Here is a 19627-nt window from a genome sequence, read left to right as displayed (position 1 = left end):
CTACAACGGCGCGAAAAACGTCGGACTACGATACATGCGAAAGCGACAACACAGACTGCGTTCCTCGCCCACGTCGGGGAGCGCAGACGCACCAGTAGACGTGCGTATAAATGGTGGGATGGTGAACGGCGACGGCTATCGGCTAACTGCCGAGAGTTGATCGCTGGGAGTCCACATCAAAGCCCCACCCTCAACCAGCGAACCGCGTATGCGGTGAGCGAAGTAGGGTGGGGTCGTTTACTATACCGGGTCGTGCAACGAGAACAGTGTCCAAACTGCCTCGAAGGTGCTGCTGTCGAGCACAGTCGCGAAGTAACGGAATCCGGCCTCAAACGGATATTCGAGTGTCAACACTGCGGAAACGACTGGGTCGTCGTCTTTTGAGTGCGCTCGCCGTCTCGCTGTCTGCTGGGGGAGAACGCCAGCGGCCGGCAACGGCAAGTCAGACACGTATGCCGTTCTCTCTCGAAATGAACGGACGATGTATCAGGACTTGCTACTCGCAACCGACGGCAGCGAGGGCGCGACACAGGCAACCAAACACGCGATCGAACTCGCCTACCGACTCGAGAGCACGCTGCATATTCTCTCGGTCTCCGAAGAAGGCCCACACAGCAGCGAAAAACGCGACGAAATGCGGTCTGATCCGCAATCGGAAGCCGAATCGGCAGTCGCCGACGCAGAACACGCAGCCACCGACGCGGGTATCGAGACGACGACGACTGTCCGACAGGGTGTCCCGCAGGAGGAAATCGTCGACTTCGCCGACCAGCAGGGGATGGACATGATCATCGTCGGCACCGTCGGCCGCTCGGGACTCGACAAACTGGTCGTCGGCAGCGTCGCCGAGGAGGTCGTCCAGAACGCGACGGTTCCGGTCATCACTGTCAGAGAGACGGACGCAGAGTAAGCCGCTCTTACTCGAGCATACGGAAGTGATAATTAACGTGCCCGAGGCGAACGCTCCGGTGTGACCGTGCGCGCGGGTCGCTCGTGCCCACACGACGGTCGCCGCCGTCCAACCCGGCACGCGCGGCCAGTTCGTCCTCCCAACGCAACGCCACGCCCGGTGGTGAGTCGGCGATGAGCGACCGCAACCGCGACCGCAACCGACCAGCTGCAGCCACCACCGACGGCCCCACGATTCTCGTCGTCGGCGACTCCCATCGACTCGACCGCACGGCGGACACGCTCGCCTCGGTACTCGAGTCCACTGCAATGAGACAGGCCCCGCGTACCGACGTGGCACGCGAGTATCTCGCGACCACGACCGGCGCGCAGGCGGCGGCCGACCCGCCCAGCCCGGTCCACTGTCTCGTCTGCGAGTTCAGCACCGACGCGACCGAGGAGTCGCGGCTTGCCGAACTCACTGCACTCGAGAGCGACGACGCGGGGGACGGATTCGTGACCGACCTGCCGCCGATCGTTGCGCTCGCGGCTCCCGACGACGCGGAGGCGGCGCTCGACGCCGGTGCGACCGACGTGTTCACGCCGGCCGATCCGGCGGCGGTGGTCGCAGCTCGCGTGAAGTCCGTGGCCGATCGGCAGCGCGCCGTCTGGGAGGCGGAGCGAACGCGGCGAGAGCAGCGCTCACGCAGTGAACGCACACAGACGATTCTCCAAAACACGACCGCACCGATCCTGGTCCTCACGGAGACCGGCGAGATTCGAACGGCGACGCCAGCTATCGAATCACAGACCGGCCACGCGCCGCCGGTACTCGAGGGCGAACGACTCAGCGCGTTCGTCCACCCCGATGATCGCGAGCGGCTTCGCCACGCTGTCGCGGCTGTCGCCGACGGCTCGGTGGGTGCAACTGAGCGCGTCCGGCTCCGGCTCAGAACCGCTGGCGGCACCTGGCGCGTCGTGGAACTGGTCTGCGTCTCCCGCCTGTCGGACCCGACACTCGAGGGTATCGTCGCCACGGTCGAGCCGGCGCGGCTGGCACACGACGGTGACGACCCTGCCGAAACAGACGAGCGCACAGCACTCGATGGCCTCCCGGTCGCCTGCTGCTCGCTCGGCCCCGACTGGGAACTCCAGTGGGCGAACGACGCCGCCCGGCGGTTCCTCCGCGGCGCTGGGAACGAGCAATCAGACGGGGTACGAGCGCGGGGGGCACTCGAGGACACGGTCATCTGGGACCTCCTCCCTGCGGCGCTCCGGGAGACGTTCTACGAACGGTTGCACGAAGCCAGCGCGACCGAGACGCCGGTGCAGTTCGAGACGCCGTCTCCGGCCGAGTCGTCGGTGGTGGACCCCGCGCCAGCGTCGACCGAGGCAGACAATCAGTCCAACGACACCGGTCGACTTCTCGTGACCGCGGCTCCAGACCGGAACGGAGTCACACTCAGTATACACGAGTCGCGTAGCGATACTCTGGGTGAGACGACCGCGCCACCGCTTCCCGCTGCGGACCGCGAGCGGCTCGCACTCCTCTCGGAACTCGTCGACGCGCTTCAGGACGGAGTCGCCGTTCTCGACGATGACACGGTCGAGTTCGCGAACACGGCGCTGTGCGAACTCGCGGACACGGACTCGCTGGCGGGCACCGCAGTCGAAGCCCTGTTCGATGACGACCTTGCCGCAGCAGTTCTCGAGCGGGCGAACGCGCCGGTTATCCGGTGGATGGACGCGGTCGAGGGCGAACTGCTCGGATCTCGCGGCGACCGCCAACCGGTCGACGTGCTCGTGACGCCGCTTTCGGCGGCGGACCGGACGCTCTGTGTCGTTCGTGACCGCCGCCAGTCGGCCGCTGGCTCCCTCTCGCGCCTCGCGGCAATGCTCGACTCGCTCGACGCGGTCGACTCACGAACGGCGGTGTACCAGACGGTCGTCGACGGCGTTCGGGCAGAAGCAGGCGGCGAGTTCGCTGGCTGGTATCGACTCGAGAGGGCCGAGGAAGCCGAGGAGGCCGCGGAGGCCGCGGAATCGGCGGGTGCTGACACTCCGGACGATCCACGGTTTCGGCCCGTTGCAATCGCGACCGGTCCCAACGTGCCCCGGATCGATCCACCGCCAGTTGAGCGGGATGCGCTGGCGTTCGTGAACGACGAGGGCGACGAGAGCGACGAGGATGGCGAGGGTGACGAGGGTAGCGAGGACGACGATGAGAATGAAGGCAGAGAGGACGATGAAAACGACGAGAGCAGCGAACCCACCGACCCACCCACCGTTCGACTCGTCGACGACACCACCGCATCGTCCTTTCTCTCCCGGTCCGGACTCCGCGCGGCACGCGTCCTCGCCGTCCCGATCACCGACGAGGATGTCGTGGTAGTGACCGGCAGCGACCCGCTCGCGTTCGACGCGCTCGACACCGAACCCGTCGCCTCCCTGGCCGCCGCCGGGAGCGTCGCACTCGAGTCCACCCTCGCGCGCGAACGCAGTCGGGAGTCTCACCGCGAGCGCGAGCGACTCGCGGGCGCGCTGTCGGTCGCCGACGCGGTCATGGCAGCAGAACGGGAACTGCTCGCGGCTGAGAGTCGAGATGCCGTGGAGCAGCGGCTTTGTGAGGTGGTGGGCAAGTTGCCAACGGCGGGTGAAGTAGGTGTGGGAGAGGTGGGAGAGATGGGGAAGATTGGCGAGAGAGCTGAGATGAGCGAGGAAGATGAGTCAGACAAGGTGAGCGAAGCGAACAATATCACGCCTGCGTCCACGCCGGCACCAGTATCCGAATTCACTGCTCCGACCACGACCCCGTCTCTCGTCTGGTTCGGTCGCATCGATGCCGGCTCCGAAACCGTCACCCCGCAGGCCTGGGCCGGCGACCGCGCCGCCGTCCTCGACGCCGGCGGCGACGCAGACCGGCCGTCGCTCACCGTCGACTCGAGTACCGTGCTTCCAGCCGCGCGGACGGGTGCGACCCAAACGCCAACCGTCGTCGATGATTACACGGCGCTCGCCGATTCCGAACTCGACTCGACGGGGCGGGCGTGGTACCGGACGCTTCGTGACGCCGGTGTCCGCTCGGTAGTGAGTGTCCCGGTGGAGTACGGTGGGATCAGCTACGGCACGCTCACGGTCTACGCCGACCGGCCGGACGCATTCGACGAACGCACACGCCGCGCGTACAGCCATCTAGGCGACGTTGCGGGCTACGCCATCGGCGCACTCGCGCGAACGCAGGCGCTACTGACGGATCGCGTCACCGAACTCGAGGTCGTCCTGCGCGAGTCGAACGATCCGCTGGCACAGGTTGCCTCGCGGCTGGGGCGTGGACTCGACGTACGGGCGGTCGTCCCACGGTCCGGTGGTGGATCGACCGTCTACTGCACGACCCGGAACACGGACGCCGACGGCGAGACGGATGCAGCGCCGACCGGGGATAGTGACAGTGTGGACGTGGCCGAAGACGGGGACGCGAACAGGCGTGTGAACGCGGACGAGCCGCTCTCACCGCGTCTCGAGTCGGCTACCGACCTCGAGGGCGTCGCGAGCGCGCGCCTCGTTGGCGACGAACCAGACCAGACCGACCACGGTGACGACAGTGTCCAACCCGGCTCGCCGCTCGAAGTCGTACTCGAGTCGGAGTCGCTCGCGGACGTGCTCGCGGCACACGGTGGTGTCCTCCACTCGGTGATGCCGCTCGACGGCCGGACGCGGCTGGTGCTTACGGTTCCGGGGTCCGATTCGGCGACGACACCGGTCAGATCGATCGTCGAGCGCCTCGAACGGGAGGCTGTGAGTGCGCGATTGCTCGCCCGGCGCGAGCGAGATGCACGGCCGCGGTCGGTGCGTGCGTTCGATGCCGAACTGCGAGAGCGACTCTCCGACCGGCAGTGGCGGACACTCGAGGCGGCGTACTACGGCGGCTTCTTTGCGTGGCCGCGCGAGAGCACCGGCGAGGAGATCGCAGACTCGCTTGCCGTCTCCCAGCCGACGTTTAGTCGTCATCTTCGAGCGGCACAGCGAAAGCTGTTCGAACTGTTGTTCGATCAGTCGGCGTGACGGTCACGCGGGCGTCCGCATAGGCTGGGAGAGACCGCGCGAGAGTCTCCATTTTCGAGGTGTAATACTATATTACCGGGTATAATCCCTGGTATCGCCCGTCTCAGACAGGATCGTGTCGCGGATAATTTCCTGTTTCTTTCACCGGCGAACAGTCACGGTAATCGACGGCTGAATAGGTATAGCATCGGAATTCTGGTCGATGTGGGTATCTAGCTCCCACGTCCATATTGGTCGCGTCGAATTTCGTAGCCAATGAGTGAGCGTCCGGTAACGACAACTTACGGCAATCATCCACACGGATGGGGGAGTGATGCGTGAGCCTCGATCTCACCGACACCGAGCCGTCGGCTGAGACCGAGTCGGAACCGAAGACGACGACCGACAGCCCCACGTCGCCGCCGGACGAGAACCGACGCAGCGTCCTCCGGTCGCAGGCGGACGGCGGTGTCGTGGCACAGCTTCGCCTCGAGCACGCCGACCTCGTCCTCCGGCCGACGCTCCGGCGGGCACTCGAGAACACCGTCGAACCGGAGTACTGGACGACGACGGACCGCACGGTCCTCTTCGTCACCGTCTACGGGTCGGAGTTCGACGGCTTCGAGGGCGCGCTCGCGGAGGATCCGACGATTACGGATCCCGTACTGGTCGATCGCTACCCCGACAGGCGAGTCTACCGGGTCACGCTGACCGAGCGCGCGCTGACGTTCATGCCGATCGCGACCGAGACGAACGGCCGGGTACTCGAGATCACTAGCACGCGCGATGGCTGGCTCGTCCAGTTGCGATTCCCCGACCGCGAGTCGCTCGTCGCGTTCAACGACGAGTGTCGCACGCGCGGTATTTCCGTCTCGGTCGAGCACCTTCGCGTCTCGGACGACGAGGACGACGGCGTCGTGGCACTCACGGAGAAACAGCAGGAACTCCTGCTGGTCGCCTACCAGGAGGGGTACTTCGACGTGCCGCGCGGGATCTCACAGGACGAACTCGCAGACCGGCTGGGTGTCTCGAAATCTGCGGTTTCACAGCGCCTTCGCCGTGCGATCGGCGAACTCTGTGGCGCGACAATCGCGTAGCGACGCTGCGTGTCGGTGGGTGTTCGTACGGATACGCTCCTTGTTGGTGATCAGCAGTCAGCGGTTAGTGGTCAGCGGTCAGCGGTCAGCGATCAGCCATTAGTGACGACCATCGACGAGCGAGTGCGGAAACAGGAACAGGTGGTACTCGAGTACGAAAGTGCGACGATGCGACGATACAACGATGTGATGATCTGACGATGCGACGGTACGGCGGTGAGAAGGCCGTTACTCGTCGTCGTCGCCGTCGTCTCGCATCTCGCCGAGCTGGGAGACGAGCTCGTCGGTGGAAACGTCAGACTCGAAGGACATCTGACCGTCGTGGTCGTTCTGATGGACGTTGACTGCTTCAACGTCTTCGTCGTCGTCGGTCGTCTGTTGCTGCTGCTCGGATTCGTCGTAGCTACCAAAACCCATAGGATACCTGGGTCGGGAGCGCCCATAGGTGTGGCGGTTCGAACCTGCTCTGCAACGGGTTCGCACGTGCTTTTCGGCTGAATTGTTGGCTCACTTCAGTCGGAGGTACTGGCGGTCATACTCCGGTTCGCCCTGCCGTGGGTGGATCGTGATGAACGACTCTGGCGGTAACTCGGCGAGACGCGCGGGCAGGTTCTCGAGTTCGGAGTGCCAGCCGACGTCGCCGCGGCGCGGGGCGATGGAGATGATCAGGTCGTCGTCTTCGGTCTGGCTCTCGAGTCGCGGCAGGAGTCGCCCCCAGTTATCGATCTCGTCGAACTCGGCAGGGGTATCCTCCTCGACGAGGCCGAACAGCTGTTCGTACTGGTGGGCAGCGCCCTCGACGACGATCACGTTCAGTTCGGCACCGAGAGTGGAGGCAAGCCGCTTGACGATGTGGACCGCCTCGTAGAAGCCCTCGTGGTGGTCCGCACCGAGCGGGACGACGACGAAGAGCCGACGTGTCGTGTTGATCGGATGGCCGAGTCGAGAGATCAGGACCGGAAGCGTCGTCTGCTCTAAAACCTGGTCGATGATACTGCCGAAGATTCGGTGGCGGAAGCTCTCGCCTGCGTCCCAACCCATGAGGATCTGATTCGCCTGCACCTCGACGGCCCCCTGGACGACACCGGAGGCGACGTTGTGGTTGACACGGGTCTCGGTCTCGACGGGGACCTCCGCGGCGCTGCCGGCGGCCGCGAGCTCGTCGAGTTCGGACTGGACCTCGGCAACCTGTTGCTCCGTCGGTGACGAGCCGTCCGGCTGGACGACGGTCATCACGTTGACCGGTTCGGTCCCGCGGTCTCCCTTGAGTACGAACGCGAGTTCGAGGAGCCGTTGCTGGAGGTCAGCGTGGTGTGAGAGCGGCAACAGGATCGAGGGATCGCGGCCGTCGTCACCGTCCTCGCCGACCTCGCTCTCGTAGGCGAGACTCGTCGCGGCGCGTTCGGTGATCCACGGGCTCAGAATCGCCGTCACGAGCAACAACAACACGACGGCGTTGAGAATCTCGGAGGTAAACAGCCCCATATCGAAGCCGATGAGAGTAATCGCGAGCGCGGCCGCGGCCTGGCCGGTCGACAGTCCGAAGATGACGTTTCGCTCGTTTGGCGTGTAGCCCTGGATCGTCGAGACGAGCAGTGCCGCTGCCCCCTTCGTGGCGACCATGATCCCGACGATCAGGGCCGTGATCTGTAGCGTTTCGGGACCGGCCAGAATCACGGTCGGGTCAACGAGCATCCCGACGTGAAGCAGGAAGAAGGGGATAAAGAAGGCGTTCCCGACGAACTCGATCCGGTTCATCAACGTTCCGCCCTGTGGAATGAGCTGGTTGATTGCGATCCCGGCGACGAACGCGCCGAGGATGGCGTCCAGTCCGAGAATCTCCGCGAGCGTCGCCGCGGCGAAGATGGCGACCATGACGAAGAGGAACTCGAAGTAGCTCTCCTGACTGAAGTTCTGGAAGAACCACCGCGAGACCGGTGGAACGACGAGCCAGGCACTCCCGAACAGGAGGACGATAGAGAGAGCGACCTCACCGAACAGCAGGAACGAGAAACCGTCCTCGACAGCGCCAGTCACAACCGCAAGGACCACGAGCGCAAGCGTGTCGGTGAAGAGAATACCGCCGAAGACGGCCGCAACGGCCCGGTTTTTCGTCACACCGAGCCGGTTGACGATCGGGTACGCAAGCAGCGTGTGCGAGGCGAACACTGCCGACAGCAACAGTGCACCTTCGAGATCGAGTCCGAGAATCGTATGCGTCGCGAACGTGCCGACAGTAAACGGGATGAAGAAACTCGCCAGCCCGAACAGTGTCGCGTTCTCCGGCGCCTCCTTGAACGTCCGAATATCGAGTTCCAATCCGACAGTAAACAGGAGATAGACGAGACCGACCTCACCGAGCAGTTCGATCGCGTCCGAGTGTTCGACGATCTCGAGTGCATCCGGTCCGATGAGGGCACCGAAGAGAACGATGCCGACGATGCCGGGCTGGCCGAGTCGTTTGATAAGCAGCGGGCCGACGAGGAACACGATCATCGCGGCCGTGAACACGAAGATCGGCTCCTCGAAGGGAATCGACACCGGTTCGACGACGAGTGGTGAGAGCATCGATAGATCGACTGGGTAGCGTGGGGCGACAGCGACTGCTCGGTAGTTCCGGCAAGTTATGCAACTTTTGTCGGCGTTCGGCGGGAAACGGCGTACTCACTGCGACAAACTGGTGGGGAAGCTAATAAAATGCAGGATTCCGTTCGAAGAATATCGATACGTGACCAGTTTTCGGACTGGATACGGATTCGAAACTGGATAGTCGACATATTTCGTCGACGATACCGCCCTAATCGTCTCTTTTTTCAGGCAGTTACGGCTGGTACGTAGCGGTGTGTGGTCCGGGACGGGCCACCAACTGACACCGTCTCGAGACGGTCTGTGGGCACTCCATACCGTCGGTTGGGCAACGGATACAGCGTCGTTCGGCGCGCCATACTCGAGTCGCCCGCCCGCGTTTGGTTGACATACTCCCGAGAGTGGATGAATTTGATGTGGATTATCGCAGTGATCAGCAGCGAAGAGAACGATTCTCAGGAAGTCGTTCACGAACGTAGAACAATCGGTGGTGAGCCGCTGTGAACGGTGTAGTGGGGAAGTGATAGCAACCGTCTCAGGGGGCTCGTTCAGTAGTCAATCTATAGTAATGGGTTCGGCTTGCTTGAGAAGCAACCATGTCCGCGCACCGTTTCAACGCCCGCCAGGCCGGGACGGGTGGTCGCCCGATCCGCCGTCGGTTGTCCGTCCAGCCTCGGTCCTGTGTCCGGTCCGACTCCCGGTCTCAGTCCCGCGCTGTCTGCACTGCTCACGAGAGACGAGACAGTCAGGAACCGCTCGACGCAGCCACGCACTCGCTGACGATGAACAAGGTGATCGACTAATGTGTGGAATTATTGGTCACGTCGGCACCGACGACGCACTGGATACGCTCCTGACCGGCCTCGAGAATCTCGAGTATCGCGGCTACGACTCCGCCGGTATCGCCGTCCAGAACGGTGCTGGTATCGCCGTCCAGAAACGCTCTGGCAAGGTCGAGGAGCTCAAGGACTCGATCGGTGACAGACACATCGAGGGCAACGTCGGCATCGGCCACACCCGCTGGTCCACCCACGGACCGCCGACCGACGAGAACGCCCATCCACACACAGACGGCACCGAAGACGTCGCCGTCGTCCACAACGGCATCATCGAAAACTATGCCGACCTCAAAGCGTGGCTCCGCGAGCGCGGCCACGAGTTTACGAGCGACACCGACACCGAGGTCATCCCCCACCTCATCCAGTACTATCTCGACGAGGGCATGGAGAGCGAGGCCGCCTTCCGGCGCGCCATCGACGAACTCGAGGGCAGCTACGCCGTGACCGCGATGCTCGACGGCGAACACGTCCTCTACGCGGCCCGCAAGGGCTCTCCGCTCGTCGTCGGCGTCGAGGACGAGGAGTTCTTCCTCGCCAGCGACGTGCCGGCGTTCCTCGAGTACACCGACACCGTCGTCTACCTGGAGGATGGCGACGTGGCGATTATCGACGAAGCGGGCGTCGAGTTCACCGACCTCGCGGGCGACCCGATCTCGCGCGACCTCGAGACGGTCGAGTGGGATCCCGAGCAGGCCGGCAAGGGTGAGTACGACCACTTCATGCTCAAAGAGATCCACGAGCAGCCGACCGCGCTCGCCCAGGCCATCGAGGGGCGAATCGATCCCACCAACGGGCGAATCGCGCTGGAAGACTTCCCGCCGGGAACGTTCGACGGCGTCGAAAACGTCCAACTCATCGCCTGTGGCACGTCCTACCACGCAGCCCTGTACGGCTCGCTCGCGCTGAATCAAGCCGGAATCCGTGCGACGGCGCTGCTCGCGAACGAGTACAGCGTGACGGCACCGCCGGTCGACGACGAGACACTCGTGATCGCGGTCACCCAGAGCGGCGAGACGGCCGACACCCTGAGCGCGCTCCGACAGGCGACCGACGCGGGTGCCGATACGCTCACCGTCACGAACGTCGTCGGCTCGACCGCTGCCCGCGAAGCCGATGACACCCTGTTCATCCGTGCCGGCCCCGAGATCGGCGTCGCAGCGACCAAGACGTTCTCCTCGCAGGCCGTCATGCTCACGCTGCTCGCCCAGCGGATCGCCGCCGACTCACGTGGTGCGCCCCCAGCAGACCTGCAGTCGTTGCTCCCCGACCTGGCCCAGATGCCAGGCCAACTCGAGGACCTGCTCGCTACCGACGACGCCGCCACCATCGCACGCCAGTATCAGGGCAGCCAGTCGTACTTCTTCATCGGCCGCGGCCTCGGCTATCCGGTTGCACTCGAGGGCGCGCTCAAATTCAAGGAGATTACCTACGAGCACGCGGAGGGCTTTGCCTCGGGCGAACTCAAGCACGGTCCGCTCGCGCTGGTGACGCCCGATACGCCGGTGTTCGCGGTCTTCACCGGCGAGGAGGACGAGAAGACGCTGAAAAACGCCGAGGAAGCCCAGACCCGCGGTGCGCCGGTCATCGCGGTCTGTCCGGAGGGACACCGCGCGGTCGAGGTCGCAGACGAGCACCTCGAAATTCCCGCGAGTGACGCCGAACTGGCTGGACTGCTCGCGAACGTGCAGCTCCAGTTGGTTTCCTACCACGCGGCGGCCTTGCTCGATCGGCCGATCGACAAGCCGCGGAACCTCGCCAAGAGCGTCACCGTCGAGTAGGCGGGGCGCTGGTTAGTGCGCTTTTAGCTGACGGACGGCGCTACGGGACCGTAGAAACCGATCGCCACCGGAGCCGAGGCCACCCCCGTAGCCCCCGCTCCGTGCAGCGCCGGGTGATCGTGACCCGCACTCGAACGATGTCGAACTCGAGTCGGCTGGAAGAGCGACGATCGAGCAACGGTGTGGTACTGACCGACACTCCTCCACAGTGACTAGCCGGAGCGGATTACATAAAATCGGTCCCTGGGAACGTCGGCTTCGGTGGTTTCAGGGGTTTCGGTGATGTTGGCGGAAGAACAGGTCCGCGTTCGCCTTACCGATCTCGCTCGACCACTTCACCCGGCCTCGACGTCGCACCGGCGTCGAGTTTCAGGCCAGGCGTCAGACTCGTGTTGATACCGGTCTTGACCTCGTCGCCGGCGACGACGCCGAACTTCCGGCGTCCCGTCGAGAGTCGCTCGCCCTTGACGGTGAACTTGATCGCCTCGTCGTCGTGGCGGAGGTTGGCGACCGTCGTCCCCGCACCGAAGTTGACGTTGCGGCCGAGCACGCTGTCGCCAACGTAAGAGAGGTGGCTAACGGACGTGCCACGCGAGAGCACGCTGTTTTTGATCTCGACCGCGTTGCCGACCGACGCCCCCTCGTCGACGAGCGTCGCCCCACGAACGTACGCGTTCGGTCCAACCGTCGCACCCGAGCGGATCAGCGCCGGTCCCTCGATCACGACCCCCGGCTTCACCGTTGCACCTTCTTCGACGACGACATCGCCCTCGAGTTGGGCTGCATCACTGACCTCGCCCTCGATGCGCCGGTTGAGGTCGCCGAGCTTCCACTCGTTGGCCTCGAGGAGTTCCCACGGGCGGCCGACGTCCATCCAGCGGTCGGTCGTAACCGGCGTGACCGCGAACTCGTCGATGACGCGGGCGAGTACGTCCGTGATCTCGTGTTCGCCGCGTTCGCTGGCGGGGACCTCGAGCCACTCGCGGGCGCGCTCGGGGAAGGCGTACGCGCCGGCGTTGGCGAGGTTCGTCGGTGGATCGGCGGGTTTTTCGACGATATCGACGATGGTGTCGTCCTCGGTGCTCAGTACGCCGTAGTTGCTCGGGTTTTCGACCTCGACGGCACAAACGGCCGGGCAGGCGTCGAAGAGCGCGTCGATCGCGGCGGGGTCGTAGAGGTTGTCTCCGTTGAGAACCGCGAAGGAGCCGTCGAGATGTTCGCTGGCAGCGTTGACGGCGTCCGCGGTGCCGTCCTGGCCCTCCTGGACGGCGTAGGTGATCGGGACGCCGCGGTAGCTGTCCTCGAAGTGCTCTCTGACGGTGTCGGCCTCGTATCCCACGACGAGGACGATTTCCTCGGCCCCGGCGTCGATCGCGGCGTCGACAGTGTGGGCGACGAGCGGTCGGTCGGCGACTGGTAACATCGGTTTCGGGACGGATCCGGAAAGTGGCCGAATCCTGGTGCCCTCTCCCGCTGCGAGAACGACTGCTTTCATGACCCTGACCTACGGCGATGCGGGGGATAAATATACAGCATCTAATCGACCGGCTGGGGCGCGAGAAAAACCGTTCACGTGAGGCGGAGACGGTCAATACGCCCGTCGTTGCCGTCGTTGTACTGACCGCAAGTCGTTCCGATTGGGTGGTGGAGTCGTTTTCGTCGAGTGTCGTGTGCGACCATTGTGGCCCTGACGGTGATTCGGTCAGCGGGTGGATCCGACGAACGCCTCCCGGTCGAGAAATTCCGCCAAAATCACCCGGTAAAACGAGCCATTACGTTCAGGAAATATTGAATTTCGCGACGTAGAACCGGTTACAGTGTCGATTTCCACAACCAGATGGAGCCGGGTAAATTCGGCATAAACGCCGGTGTTACCGTCCAGAAATCGAGTTATGCAGTCTATATTAAATACCGTTCTGTGGCTACGGCCTGATGATGTCGACGGAACCAACTGATGCGAAGTGGACGCCGATGACGTCTCGCCAGCAAACGAGCGCCCCCCGCTGTGTCAACTGCGGCAACCAGGTCACCCGTCAGTTCGCTCGTGTCTTCGGAGACAATCGCGATGTCGTCCACGCCTGCCCAGACTGTGCGACGTATCGCGAGATGAAGACCTCCGATTTCATCCCCGAAGAGGAGCGGTAGACGTACACATCGGTCGAAAGACCTAACAGACGCCAGAAGACGCGGCTCCGTGGCAGGATCGCCCGTCTGCGTTCCCGTCCCATCACCCGGCTGGGAAACTCGTGCTCATCGACTTACCCATTCCGTCTGATGGACGGTCACTGCCCCTTCACCGTTCTCGCTTCCTCCTCTCCCGTCCTCCACTGCTCTCGTTCTCAGTTCACACGCTCGACTCCCACCGCCGCTGCACAGTTCCACTCACACCCCAAGACGAGTCGGCAGGCCGAGCGAGGCAGAGACCACGAGGATCAAGAAGAGCTACCAGCCAAGAAACCGGCCGAACACACCGCTGTCCCGCTACTGCTCGGCTACCCCGACCGCGTCGATCGCCTCCTCGACCAGTGCTTGTGCCTCGTCGAAGACGCGCTCTGCGGCCGCTGCAGAGCGGGCTTCGGCCGTCACCCGAACGAGCGGCTCCGTCCCGCTCGCACGGAGCAAGAACCAGCCCTCGTCCGTTTCCACCCGGACTCCGTCCAACGTGTCCACATCGTCGTAGGCCTCGGTCACGCGCTCTTGTACGGCTGCCATCACCGCTTCCTTCTCCGCTACCTCGATCGACGTGCGCCGGATCGGATACTGCTCGATTTCGCCCGCAAGCTCGGAGAGTGGCCCCGCTGTGTCGACGAACTCCACCAGCTTACAGGCCGCGAGCGGACCATCCGGACAGAGCGTCTCGTCCGGCCAGATCCAGGCCCCGCTGGGCTCGCCGCCGAAGGTCACGTCGTCCTCGGTCGCGCGCTCTGCCACGTAGACGTCACCGACCTGCGTCCGCGTGACTGACGCACCAACGGCCGCGAGCACGTCGTCAACCGCGAGACTCGTATCGACCGGCGCGGCGACCCGGTCGCCGTCGCTCGCCGCCTTACGCGCGAACAGCGCGAGCAATGCGTCCTTCGGGACGAACGTCCCCGTCTCGTCGACCGCCATCATCCGATCCGCGTCGCCGTCGTGGCCAATCCCGAGATCCGCGTCGGTGTGTTCGACCATCGCGGCAAGGGACTCGAGTGTCTCTGCGTTTGGTTCGCTCGGCCGACCGGGGAACGAGCCGTCGGGCTGGCCGTTCAGCGTTTCGACGGTACAGCCGAGGTCCGCGAGGACGGACGCAGTAATTCCGCCGGCTCCGTTGCCGACGTCGACGATGACGTGTGGAGTGCCCTCGATAGTGACCGCCTCTGCGAGCTGTGCTGCGTGGAGTTCGGTCGCGTCCTCGTACTGGCGGCGCGTGCCGAGTTCGTCCCAGGCGGCGAGATCGTAGTCAGACTCCTGGATTCGGCGTTCGATTTCGTCGCGCTGGTTGGGGCCGAACGCCTTCCCGGAGGGCGTCCAGAGCTTGAGGCCGTTGTCCGTCTTCGGGTTGTGCGAGGCCGTCACGACGATGCCGGCGTCCGCGTCGAGGTGCTCGATCGCGCGGGCGACAGTTGGCGTCGCCGCAACCCCAACCTCGATCACGTCCGCGCCACACTCTCGCAGGCCGGCCGCGACCGCGTCGACCAACAGTCTGCCACTCTCACGGGCGTCTCGTCCGAGGACGACCGTCTCGTACCCATCCGAGGCAACCGCTCGACCGACGGCGAGTGCGAGGTCTGCCGTGACCTCCTCGCCGACCGTTCCACGGATGCCACTCGTTCCGAACATACCGGTCGTGACGCGATCCAGCGCCTTACTATGTTGTGGTTAACAGCGCTCGCTCACACAAACTACCGGTATCAACCGTTTGGCTGTGAAGAACGGAGAGCCAACTTTCGGTTAGCACACCCCTATGATTCTGAACCGTCGAAACGGTATAGAAGCGCCACGAGGTACGCCGAGGCAGTTGACTATGAGTGCCACTGACTCCGAGCCCGACGCCGAACCAGACCGAGACCCAGAGCCGGAACTCGAAGCAGCAGCTGACTCCGAATCAGAGTCCGAACCGAACACCCCCCTCACCGACCTCCCTCCAAGCGCCAAACTCGTCTACAAGGTACTCGAGTACGAGGGCTCGCTCACCCAGGAGGAACTCGCCGCGGAGTCGCGGCTGTGCTCGCGGACGGTTCGGTACGCGCTCGGCAAGCTAGAAACTGCGGGGCAGGTCGATAGTCGGGTCTGTTTGCAGGATGCGCGGCAGTCGAAGTACCGGATCGTCGAGCAGTAGGTGTGTGGGACGTCGAACAGTCGCGTCGAACGGGTCACCGATACTTTCGGTACCGATCCACCACCAGATCGAACCCGAACGCCCCCGACGTGATCACGTAGTTCGTCACCAGCCGGGGGTTGAACTTCGCCTTGTAGCGGTTGATACTCGGTACACCTGCCCCGACGAGGTCGTAGTACTCGAGTCCGTCCCGGAGGCCGTCGCGCATGACGTGCCAGTCGAGGAGGTCGTTGATGGCGAGGTCGGTGCTGACGGTGGTGTCCGCATCGGGTCTGACGCCGCCCTGCCACCGGTAACGGGTCGTCTCTGATTCGACGACGAGGATACCGCCGAGAAACTCGCCGTCGACGCGACAGACGTAGGGACGAATCGAGCCGTCGGGAAGCGTCCGGTGTAGTGACCGGGCGAAGTCGGGGCTGAGGTGGAACGCGCGTCCCTGATTCTCGTAGCGGGCGGCGACCTGGTCGACGATCCGTTCGACGTCGTCGGTGTCGCCCTCCGCGATGGTGTAGGCGTCCGCGTCGGCGTTTCGGATGTTGCTCCGTGCATCGCTGCTGAAGCGGTCGAGGAGGTCGTTCTCTGTCCCCTCGAGGTCGACAATGTACGTGTACTCCGGCTCTACGTCGTACTCGTTCCAGACGAACGGGCGAACGTCGGCGAACTCGGCCGCGACGAACCGTGTGTACAGCGGCGAGAGTTCGGTCTCGAGCCAGTCAAAGCAGCCCTCGAGGAAGCGCTCGATCCGCCGGTCAGCCTTGCGCTGTTTGAGCTTGTCGACGTTCAACAGCGCGGGGCCGAGGTAACACGACCACGACTGCGGGGCAGGCGAGAACGCGCCCGTAACCGGTCCCCTGGTGAACTCGAAGATCGGAAAGATGCCAACCGCCTCCTGGCCCTTGAAGCCGACGAGGAGGTGCGGCGTCGTCCCCGTATCCTGCGCCTGCAGCCGGATCGCAGCTGCGCGAAAGAACGGGTTCGTCCCGTCCGAGCGCTCGACGTACCGGTCCCACTCGTCGGCGTCCTGCCACGGGTCGAGTTCGGTGACCTCGATACTCATAGATACCCCAGGTCAGAGAGGCGGTCCTCGACCGCCCGGTCGTCAGTTACGGTGATCTGGCCGGGTTCGTAGGCCGGATACTCCGTGCGCGAACTCTCCTCGATCACCGGGAGCGTGGTCCCGTCCATCCCGGCGTCGACGGGCACGTCGAACAGCGAGCAGATCGTCGGCGCGATATCGAAGATCGTCGCACCCGCGACGCCGGCGCGTTCGTCGAAGGCCTCGCCCGTCGCCGCGACCACGCCCGTCTGCTTGTGGTTCCACGGCTCCATCGGCTCGCCGAACTGCGCCTGACCGAGGTCGGCGACGACGGCCGTATCGAAGTCGGCCGGGACGGTGACGATGTCTGGCGCGTGCTCGACGTATGGGCCGTCGAAGTAGGCCTCCCGCGGCGCGACGGCGTCGAACACCGGCTCGCCGTCCGGCGTTCGCACGTCCGCCAGCGCGTCGATCACCTCGTCTCGCACCCGCTCGTACTCGTCAGCCGGCACCTGCCCGTTCGGCTCGCGCCCCTCGAGGTTGATCCGTAACCCGAGCTCGCTCTTCGAGCGCATGTAGACCATCGAACTCGGGAAGTCGACCTGCTCGCTCGCCGCCCGAATCATGTCGTTTGGCACCCGCTTCCCGATCGGTTCCTTGAGGCCAACGTACTCGAGTGCACTCGCGACCCGCTGGGTCGTGATCCCCACCTTGGCCGCGGCGTTCATCGCCCGTTCTACCGCGCCCGCCTCGTGGTCGCCGGCGTCCTCGCCCTCGAGAAGGTCGTTCTCCCAGGCGGTCGACCAGTTTGGCATTCCCTCGCCGCCCTTCTGACCGGACAGATAACCCTGATCGCGCAGGAACTCGTTGACCCGGAACTCGGGGCCGGAGACGGGACCCATCCCGTGGTCGCTGACGACCAGAATGTTGTCGGGGTCGGTCTCCTCGAGTGTCTCGGCGAGCTGTCTGTCGACCTCGCGATAGACTGCTTCGATCGCCTTCTTGTCGCCCGGACGCTCGTGGAAGACGGAGTCAGTGAGCTGGAACTGGAGAAAGCCGAATCCGGGCTCAAACCGTCGACAGAGGTAGCGAAACGCCTTCCCGCGGAGTTCGAGGGTCCGTTCGTAACCCTCGATTGACCGATCCGGTTCGGGACCGCTCTGAGGGTAGATCTGATACTCACCGCAGGCGAGTTTGACGTCCTCGAGTATCCCTTCCGGATGGCAGTCGGGGTCTTCGGGTGCGGTCATCCCCGGAATCAACGCGCCGTCGAACTCCCGCGCGGGGTGGGTGACCGGCACGTTGACGACGACACTCGAGATGCCGTGGTCGGAGAGCAGTTCCCAGACGGGGCGTTCCCGGACGTGCGTCGAGTTCACCACGTCCCAGTCGTAGCCATCGAAGGAGAGGAAGTCGAAGACGCCGTGTTTGCCGGGATTCTTCCCGGTGTACATCGACGGCCAGGCGCTTGCCGTCCACGGCGGAATCTGAGACTCGAGTGGCCCGCTGGCGCTGTCTTCGAACAGTTGCTGGAGCGTCGGAACCTCGCCCTCCTCGAACAGTCGGTGAAGAATCGGTCGGCAGCCGGCGTCGAGACCGACGACCAGCAATCGAAGCCCAAGTTCGTCTGTCGAATCGTCCATGGGTGACATGTTTCGGGAGTCGGGCTTTGTTATGCGAGCGCTTGGCCGGCTGTAAGCCCGGTCTGCAGCAGCCAACGGTCGACAGTCAACGGGCCGATCCAGCGCCGTAAGTTCTGCTTTCGCGACCACTGTCGGCTGTATCGGCCGCATCACTAAGGCCCTCATCGGCGACCATGTGTGCGTGATGTGTGTATCGGTGACAAGGGCTGCGAGCTGGCTTCCGAACCGATGATTAGCGGCACGCCATCGCTGCTCGTGGCGTCGCTGCCGACCCAGCAGCCAACCGGCATCGAACCGTTCGTCGGTCGCTACGCCGACGACTTTCACTTCTACGGCTCCGGGAAGGTCGCGCTGCGCGACGGTCTCGCCGGACTCGTCGACGCCACCCGACAGCAGAACGTCCTCGTCCCGGCGTACCTGCCGGATGGTGTCGTCGAACCACTTCGTGAACTCGGACTCGAACCGCGCTACTACGCCGTCGAACCGACACTCGCTCCCGATTTCGTCGATCTGGAACGGCGACTCGACGACGATACCCTCGCCGTCATGTCGGTGAACTACTTCGGCTTTCCCCAGCCCGGACTCGCGGAACTCGAGTCCATCGCCGCCGACGCCGGCTGCTATCACATCGACGACAACGCCCACGCGCCGTTGAGCGTCGACCACGGGACGCTGCTCGGTACTCGCGGCGACATCGGCATTACCAGTCTCTGGAAGCTCTTGCCGATTCCGAACGGCGCGGTGCTCTACTGCAACGACGACTCGGTTAGCAACCGGTACGAGCCCTCGTCACTCGCGGGCATCCGCGGGAACGTCGACACCGCGGACTGCCGATACATCCTCAAATCGGTACTTCAGGAGTTCCTCGACACCGCACCGCCCGTTCGCCACTCGGTCGACGCGCTGCTCGCCAGACGGCGCGACGACTCCGACACACCGGCCGTCGGCACCCCTGCTGAGCGGTACGAGGCGTGGAAAACACCGATGTCGAAGCTCGCAGCCTACCTTGCAAGCGATATCGACCCGACCGAGATTCGGCAGACGAGACGGGAAAACTTCCGTACCTGGCGGCGCGTTCTCGACGGATACGACTCCCTCGAACCCGTCTTCGGCTCGCTTCCCGACGGCATCTGTCCGCAGGCACTTCCGGTTCGAACCGACGACGCCCGCGCGTTCATCGCCGAACTCGAGCGCGTCGGCGTCGACGGCGTCCACACCTGGCCGCGACTCGCCGGCAACGTCCTCGACAACCCCGAATACGGGACCGCAACGCGACTCTCGCGCGAAATCGTGACACTGCCGGTTCACCAGCACGTCGATCCGGCGGAACTCGAGTCGGTCGGTGGCGCGCTTCGCTGGGAGTGAGTGGGGTACGGTGGGTAGCGGGTAATCCGCAGTGGG

Annotated in this window: 13 protein-coding genes and 1 pseudogene; 8 read left to right on the top strand and 6 right to left on the bottom strand. The window is 64.3% G+C overall.

Annotated elements, in window-relative coordinates; all coding sequences use genetic code 11:
• The 4 genes and pseudogenes from C483_RS21195 to C483_RS16160 form a co-directional block, all read left to right on the top strand.
• A pseudogene (locus C483_RS21195) lies at window positions 1–160 on the top strand (RNA-guided endonuclease InsQ/TnpB family protein); the annotation flags it as partial.
• A 321-nt stretch (window positions 161–481) separates the two neighbouring features.
• On the top strand, window positions 482–910 hold the full coding sequence (locus tag C483_RS16170; RefSeq protein WP_006654438.1) for a universal stress protein: 429 nt from the start codon (window positions 482–484) through the stop codon (window positions 908–910).
• Window positions 911–1083: 173 nt separating this feature from the next.
• Window positions 1084–4950: a bacterio-opsin activator domain-containing protein gene (locus C483_RS16165; RefSeq protein WP_006654437.1), complete on the top strand. Its 3867-nt coding sequence runs from the start codon at window positions 1084–1086 to the stop codon at window positions 4948–4950.
• Between the two features lie 317 nt (window positions 4951–5267).
• On the top strand, window positions 5268–6026 hold the full coding sequence (locus C483_RS16160) for a helix-turn-helix domain-containing protein (RefSeq protein ID WP_006654436.1): 759 nt from the start codon (window positions 5268–5270) through the stop codon (window positions 6024–6026).
• A 228-nt stretch (window positions 6027–6254) separates the two neighbouring features.
• Here C483_RS16160 and C483_RS16155 read toward each other — a convergent pair whose 3' ends face one another.
• Together C483_RS16155 and C483_RS16150 are read right to left on the bottom strand one after the other, a co-directional pair.
• A complete protein-coding gene (locus C483_RS16155) occupies window positions 6255–6443 on the bottom strand; it encodes a DUF5786 family protein (RefSeq protein WP_006654435.1) in 189 nt (62 codons plus the stop codon).
• A 90-nt stretch (window positions 6444–6533) separates the two neighbouring features.
• Entirely contained in the window at window positions 6534–8594 is a 2061-nt protein-coding gene (locus tag C483_RS16150) for a cation:proton antiporter (protein WP_006654434.1), read from the bottom strand.
• An 820-nt stretch (window positions 8595–9414) separates the two neighbouring features.
• On the opposite strand from C483_RS16150, the gene glmS reads away from it, so the two are divergent.
• Entirely contained in the window at window positions 9415–11229 is a 1815-nt protein-coding gene (glmS, locus tag C483_RS16145) for a glutamine--fructose-6-phosphate transaminase (isomerizing) (RefSeq protein ID WP_006654433.1), read from the top strand.
• Window positions 11230–11542: 313 nt separating this feature from the next.
• Here glmS and glmU read toward each other — a convergent pair whose 3' ends face one another.
• Entirely contained in the window at window positions 11543–12724 is a 1182-nt protein-coding gene (glmU, locus tag C483_RS16140; protein ID WP_006654432.1) for a bifunctional sugar-1-phosphate nucleotidylyltransferase/acetyltransferase, read from the bottom strand.
• A gap of 440 nt (window positions 12725–13164) precedes the next feature.
• Here glmU and C483_RS16135 point away from each other — a divergent pair, with 440 nt between their 5' ends.
• Window positions 13165–13374 carry a DUF7563 family protein gene (locus C483_RS16135; protein ID WP_049912840.1) on the top strand — a complete coding sequence of 70 codons (210 nt, stop codon included), beginning with the start codon at window positions 13165–13167 and terminating at the stop codon, window positions 13372–13374.
• Window positions 13375–13710: 336 nt separating this feature from the next.
• On the opposite strand, the gene glmM is transcribed toward C483_RS16135, so the two are convergent.
• Entirely contained in the window at window positions 13711–15048 is a 1338-nt protein-coding gene (glmM, locus tag C483_RS16130) for a phosphoglucosamine mutase (protein ID WP_006654431.1), read from the bottom strand.
• A gap of 184 nt (window positions 15049–15232) precedes the next feature.
• On the opposite strand from glmM, the gene C483_RS16125 reads away from it, so the two are divergent.
• Window positions 15233–15547 carry a hypothetical protein gene (locus tag C483_RS16125; RefSeq protein WP_006654430.1) on the top strand — a complete coding sequence of 105 codons (315 nt, stop codon included), beginning with the start codon at window positions 15233–15235 and terminating at the stop codon, window positions 15545–15547.
• A gap of 34 nt (window positions 15548–15581) precedes the next feature.
• Here C483_RS16125 and C483_RS16120 read toward each other — a convergent pair whose 3' ends face one another.
• Window positions 15582–16604, bottom strand: a complete 1023-nt coding sequence (locus C483_RS16120) for a lipid II:glycine glycyltransferase FemX (protein ID WP_006654429.1) — start codon at window positions 16602–16604, stop codon at window positions 15582–15584.
• Window positions 16601–18226, bottom strand: a complete 1626-nt coding sequence (locus tag C483_RS16115) for an alkaline phosphatase family protein (protein ID WP_006654428.1) — start codon at window positions 18224–18226, stop codon at window positions 16601–16603. Before C483_RS16115 ends, C483_RS16120 begins: the two co-directional genes overlap by 4 nt.
• A gap of 228 nt (window positions 18227–18454) precedes the next feature.
• Between C483_RS16115 and C483_RS16110 the strand changes: the two genes are divergently transcribed.
• Window positions 18455–19591 (top strand): DegT/DnrJ/EryC1/StrS family aminotransferase, encoded by a 1137-nt coding sequence (locus C483_RS16110; protein ID WP_006654427.1) that lies wholly within the window; start codon window positions 18455–18457, stop codon window positions 19589–19591.
• The last annotated feature ends 36 nt before the right edge of the window (window positions 19592–19627 follow it).

The organism is Natrialba hulunbeirensis JCM 10989 (genome assembly GCF_000337575.1).
GTDB classification, from domain to species: Archaea; Halobacteriota; Halobacteria; order Halobacteriales; family Natrialbaceae; genus Natrialba; species Natrialba hulunbeirensis.
The sequence above is the reverse complement of the archived record's forward strand: the minus strand, read 5'-3'. Positions and strand labels throughout refer to the sequence as shown.